3 protein-coding genes are annotated in these 4,470 nt (G+C 77.0%); 1 reads left to right on the top strand and 2 read right to left on the bottom strand.

Annotation, left to right across the window (positions count from 1 at the left end):
* Nucleotides 1-108: 108 nt before the first annotated feature.
* Both E1283_RS32540 and E1283_RS32535 read right to left on the bottom strand, forming a co-directional pair.
* Nucleotides 109-1,464 (bottom strand): cryptochrome/photolyase family protein, encoded by a 1,356-nt coding sequence (locus E1283_RS32540; RefSeq protein WP_132821760.1) that lies wholly within the window; start codon nt 1,462-1,464, stop codon nt 109-111.
* Nucleotides 1,461-2,981 carry an SDR family oxidoreductase gene (locus tag E1283_RS32535; protein WP_132821759.1) on the bottom strand — a complete coding sequence of 507 codons (1,521 nt, stop codon included), beginning with the start codon at nt 2,979-2,981 and terminating at the stop codon, nt 1,461-1,463. Before E1283_RS32535 ends, E1283_RS32540 begins: the two co-directional genes overlap by 4 nt.
* Nucleotides 2,982-3,110: 129 nt before the next feature.
* On the opposite strand from E1283_RS32535, the gene E1283_RS32530 reads away from it, so the two are divergent.
* Nucleotides 3,111-4,373, top strand: coding sequence for a pyridoxal phosphate-dependent aminotransferase (locus tag E1283_RS32530; RefSeq protein WP_243745263.1), 1,263 nt, complete (start codon nt 3,111-3,113; stop codon nt 4,371-4,373).
* Nucleotides 4,374-4,470: the final 97 nt, after the last annotated feature.

Raw genomic sequence — 4,470 nt, 5'->3', positions numbered from 1 at the left:
CGACGGGGGTGGTGGCGGGTGACGGGTTTCGGGTGACGGGTTTCGGGTGACGGCACGGGCCGGGGCTTCGTGCCTCGCGCCAGGGCCGGCCCGCCGGGCCCCACCCGGTCAGCCGCGGCGTGCCGCGTGGAACCGCTCGGCGGCGGCGGTGAGTTCGACGATCGGCGGCGGGTAGTCCACGTCCGCCGCCGCCCGCCAGGGCCGGTGCGCGGACGGCCCGGCGAGCCCGGCCAACTCCGGCACCCAGCGCCGCACGTACTCCCCGCGCGGGTCGAACCTGCGGGCCTGCGTCAGCGGGTTGAGCACCCGGTTGGGCCGGGTGTCGGTCCCGGTGCCGGCCACCCACTGCCAGTTGAGCTGGTTGTTGGCCACGTCGCCGTCGACCAGCAGCGCGAGGAAGTGCCGGGCGCCGATCCGCCAGTCCTCGTACAGGGTCTTGGTGAGGAAGCTGGCGGCGATCAGCCGGGCCCGGTTGTGCATCCAGCCCTCCTCCCGCAGCTGCCGCATCGCCGCGTCGACCAGCGGATAGCCGGTGCGGCCGGCACGCCACGCCTCGACCGCGGCCTCGTCCCGGCGCCAACGGTCGCCGCGCGGGCGGTAGTCGTGCCAGGCCGCGTCGGGCCTGGCGGCCAGCACCTGGTGGTGGAAGTCCCGCCAGGCCAGCTGCCGGACGAAGGCCGCGGCGCCGGGGCCGGCGCGGCGCCCGGCGCGGTGCCGCAGCTCGGTCGCGGACAGGCAGCCGAAGTGCAGGTAGGGGGAGAGCCGGGAGGTGGCGTCGCCGGCCAGGTCGTCGTGGCGGTCGGCGTAACCGTCGAGGCCGCCGCGTTCCCAGCCGCGCAGCCGGCGCCTGGCGGGGTCCTCGCCGCCGGTGGGCAGCCGGGGCGAGCGCTCGCCGGTGGCGCCGAGGCGGGCCGCGTCCGGCAGCCGCTCGGAGCGGACCCGCGGCACCCGGAGCACGCGCGGCGCGGCCAGCACGGGGCGCGGCTCGGCGGCCAGCCAACGGCGCAGGTAGGGCGTGAAGACGGCGTAGTGGTCGCGCCCTGCCGGGGCCACGGCGCCCGCCGGCAGGGTGGTCAACGAGGTGTCGTGCACACGCAGTTCACGACGGTCGGCGGCGAGCGCGGCGCGCAACCCGCGCTCCCTGGTGGTCGCGTAGCCGCTCACCCCGGCCGCCAGGTGGACGGTGCCGGCCGCCGTCTCCGCCGCGACCCGGCAGGTCTCCGCCACCACGTCGCCGTGGCGCACCACGAGCCGGCCTCCCCTGGCGCGGAGCGCGCCGTCCAGGTCGGCGAGGCAGTCCGCCAGGAACGCGGCCCGGTTGGGCGAGACGAAGCCGGCCGCGCGGATCCCCGAGTCCACGACGAACAGCGGCACCACGCGCGGCGCGCCGTCCAACGCGGCCCGGAGCACCGGGTTGTCGTGGACCCGCAGGTCCGCGGTGAAGAGGGCCACCGAGACGTTCACATCCGCTCCCGCGCCGGCCGGAGGGAGGGCAGGGTCCGGCCTGCGCCGGATTCTCCCTCGGCCCGGGACGCGATGGTGCGCACCATGCCGCCGAACACCCATGCGTGGAAGGGGGAGATGGACCACCAGTAGGCGTGGCCGAGCAGGCCGTGCGGCAGGAACAAGGCGCGCTGGCGGTACCGGGTGCGGCCCTGTGGGTCCCGGTCCACCCGCAGTTCGAGCCAGGCGTCGCCGGGCAGCCGCAGCTCCGCCCGCAGCCGGAGCAGCCGGCCGCGCTCCAGCGCGTCGACCCGCCAGAAGTCCACCGGGTCGCCGCGGGCCAGGCGGGTGGGGTGCGGCCGGCCGCGCCGGCCGCCGGCCCCGCCGAAGAGCCGGTCGAGCCAGCCGCGCACCGTCCAGGCCAGCGGCGCCGAGTACCAGCCGGTGTCGCCGCCGATCGCCTCGATCACCCGCCAGAGCGCCTGCGGCGAGGCGTCCACGATCCGCTCGCGGGCGTCGACGTACCGGCTGGCGCCGGCCCAGCCCGGGTCGCTCGGCATCGCGTCCGCCGGGCGGGCGGCGTGCTCCGCCGGCCCCCGGGCCGGACCCACCGCGGCCAGCGCGGCGCCGATCGCCGCGTCGAGACCCACGGGCCCGCCGGCCGGCCGCGGCACGTACCGCTCGATGTCCCGCTCGTGGCAGACCACCTCGTGCCGCAGCGACTCGACGAGCGGCCTGGCCAGCGGCCCGGGCACCGGCGTGACCAGGCCGACCCAGAGGCTGGAGAGGCGCGGCGTCAGCACCGGCACCGGCACGATCAGCCGCCGGGCCAGGCCGGCCTGGCGCGCGTAACGGCGCATCATCTCCTCGTAGGTCACGACGTCGGGGCCGCCGATGTCGAACGGCCGGCTGACGTCGTCCGGCAGCCGGTCGCAGCCGACCAGCAGCCGCAGCACGTCGGCGATCGCGATCGGCTGGACGCGGGTGCGCACCCAGCTGGGCGTCACCATGGCCGGCAGCCGCTCGGTGAGGTGGCGCAGCATCTCGAACGAGGCGGACCCGGAGCCGATGACGACGGCCGCGCGCAGCACGGCCGTCGGCACCCCGGAGGCCAGCAGCAGCCGGCCCACCTCGGTGCGGGAGCGGAGGTGCGGGGAGAGCTCGCGCTCGGGCACCCCGGCCGGGGTGAGTCCGCCGAGGTAGACGATCCGCCGCACGCCGGCGTCGCGCGCCCGAGTGCCGAAGATCCGCGCCGCGCGCCGGTCGCGCGCCTCGAAGTCGGGACCGCCGCCGATCGAGTGCACCAGGTAGTAGGCGACGTCCACGTCGCGCAGCGCGCGCTCGACCGCCCCCGGGTCGAGGACGTCGCCGAGCACCGCGTCGACCCGGTCCACCCAGCCGTGCGCACGGAGCTTGTCCGGGGAACGCACCAGACACCGCACCCGGTGTCCGGCCGCCAACAGCTCGGGCATCAGCCGGCCGCCGATGTAGCCGGTGGCGCCGACGACCAGGCACCTGGTCTCTCGCGGTGGGCTCATGCCGGCCACTGTTGGCGCGCCGGCCGGTGGCCGCAACCGGAAGCGGGCCGCCCGGGGGTTGATGCAAACAGAATTGCATGCGAGCCTAGTCATGCAATTCTCTCTTGCTTCTCTCGTCTCCTGGAATGGATGGACGCGATGCCCGCCGCCCTCACCGCCCACTCCGCGACCCTGGCCATCGACGAGACCCTGCGGGCCAGGCGCGCCGCGGGAGAGCGCGTCCTGCACCTGGGCTTCGGCGAAGCCGGACTACCCGTCCCGGATCCGGTCCTGACGGTGCTTCGGGCCGCCGCCGACCGCAACGGCTACGGCCCCGTCGCCGGCTCGCCCGAAGCGCGCGAGGCGGCGGCCGGCTGGTTCAGCCGGCGCGGCCTCGCAACACACGCCGCCCAGATCGTCCTCGCGCCCGGCAGCAAGCCGCTCCTCTACGCGCTGCTCGCGGCCCTGCCGGGCGATGTCGTGCTGCCCCGCCCCGCCTGGGTCAGCTACGCGGCGCAGAGCGCGCTCGCCGGCAAGCGGGTGATCGGCGTGCCCGTGCCGCCGGAGGCCGGCGGGGTGCCCGACCCGGAGGCCCTGGCCGGCGCGCTCCGCGCCGCCCCCGAAGCCGGCGTCCTGGTGCTGACCGTCCCCGACAACCCGACGGGCACCGTCGTCGACCGCGACCGGCTGCGCGCCGTCTGCGAGGTGGCCGACCGCCACGGCCTGGCCGTCGTCGCCGACGAGATCTACGGCGAACTCCTGCACGACGGCGGCACCATCCCGCGCGCCGCCGCGTTCCTGCCGGAGCGCACCGTGGTCACCACGGGGCTCAGCAAGTCCATGGCCCTCGGCGGCTGGCGCATCGGCCTGGCCCGGGTGCCGGACGGCCCGTGGGGCGACGCGGCGCGGGCCCGGCTGGTCGGCGTCGCGAGCGAGGTGTGGTCGGCGCTCGCCGCGCCGATGCAGGCGGTGGCGGCGTACGTACTCGCCGACCCGCCCGAGGTGCGGTCCCACATCGACGCGGCCCGCCGCCTGCACGGGACCGTCGCCCGGGCCGTGCACGACGAGTTCACCGCGGTCGGCGCCGACTGCCGCCCGCCGACGGCCGGCTTCTACCTCTACCCCGACCTCTCCCCCCGCCGCGGGGCGCTGGCCGCGCACGGCATCACCGACGGCGCGTCGCTGGCCACCGCCCTCCTCGACCGGCACGGCATCGGCGTCCTCCCCGGCCACGCCTTCGGCGACGACCCACAGGCGTTGCGCTTCCGCGCGGCCACCAGCCTGCTGTACGGCGACACCACGGCCGAACGCTGGGAGACCCTGCGGTCGGCCGCCCCACTCGACCTCCCGTGGGTGGCCGCGGCGACAACCCACCTACGGCAGGCCCTCCGGGCCCTGACAACCCACCCCTGACGCTTCGCACTTGGCGCGGCGGGGCCCTCGGCCCGCACAAGCCGGCCACGACGGCTCCGCCACCGCGCCGGGCTGTTCCTGTCCCTTATACACAGCT

Origin of the sequence: Streptomyces hainanensis, assembly GCF_004348415.1 — a bacterium.
In the GTDB taxonomy this organism is placed as follows: domain Bacteria; phylum Actinomycetota; class Actinomycetes; order Streptomycetales; family Streptomycetaceae; genus Streptomyces; species Streptomyces hainanensis.
This window is presented reverse-complemented; position numbering and strand designations above follow the sequence as displayed.

Bases quoted from the DNA above. Each gene is read 5' to 3' on its own strand.
- E1283_RS32535 (WP_132821759.1), bottom strand. From the start codon at position 2,981: ATGAGCCCACCGCGAGAGACCAGGTGCCTGGTCGTCGGCGCCACCGGC.
- E1283_RS32530 (WP_243745263.1), top strand. From the start codon at position 3,111: ATGGACGCGATGCCCGCCGCCCTCACCGCCCACTCCGCGACCCTGGCC.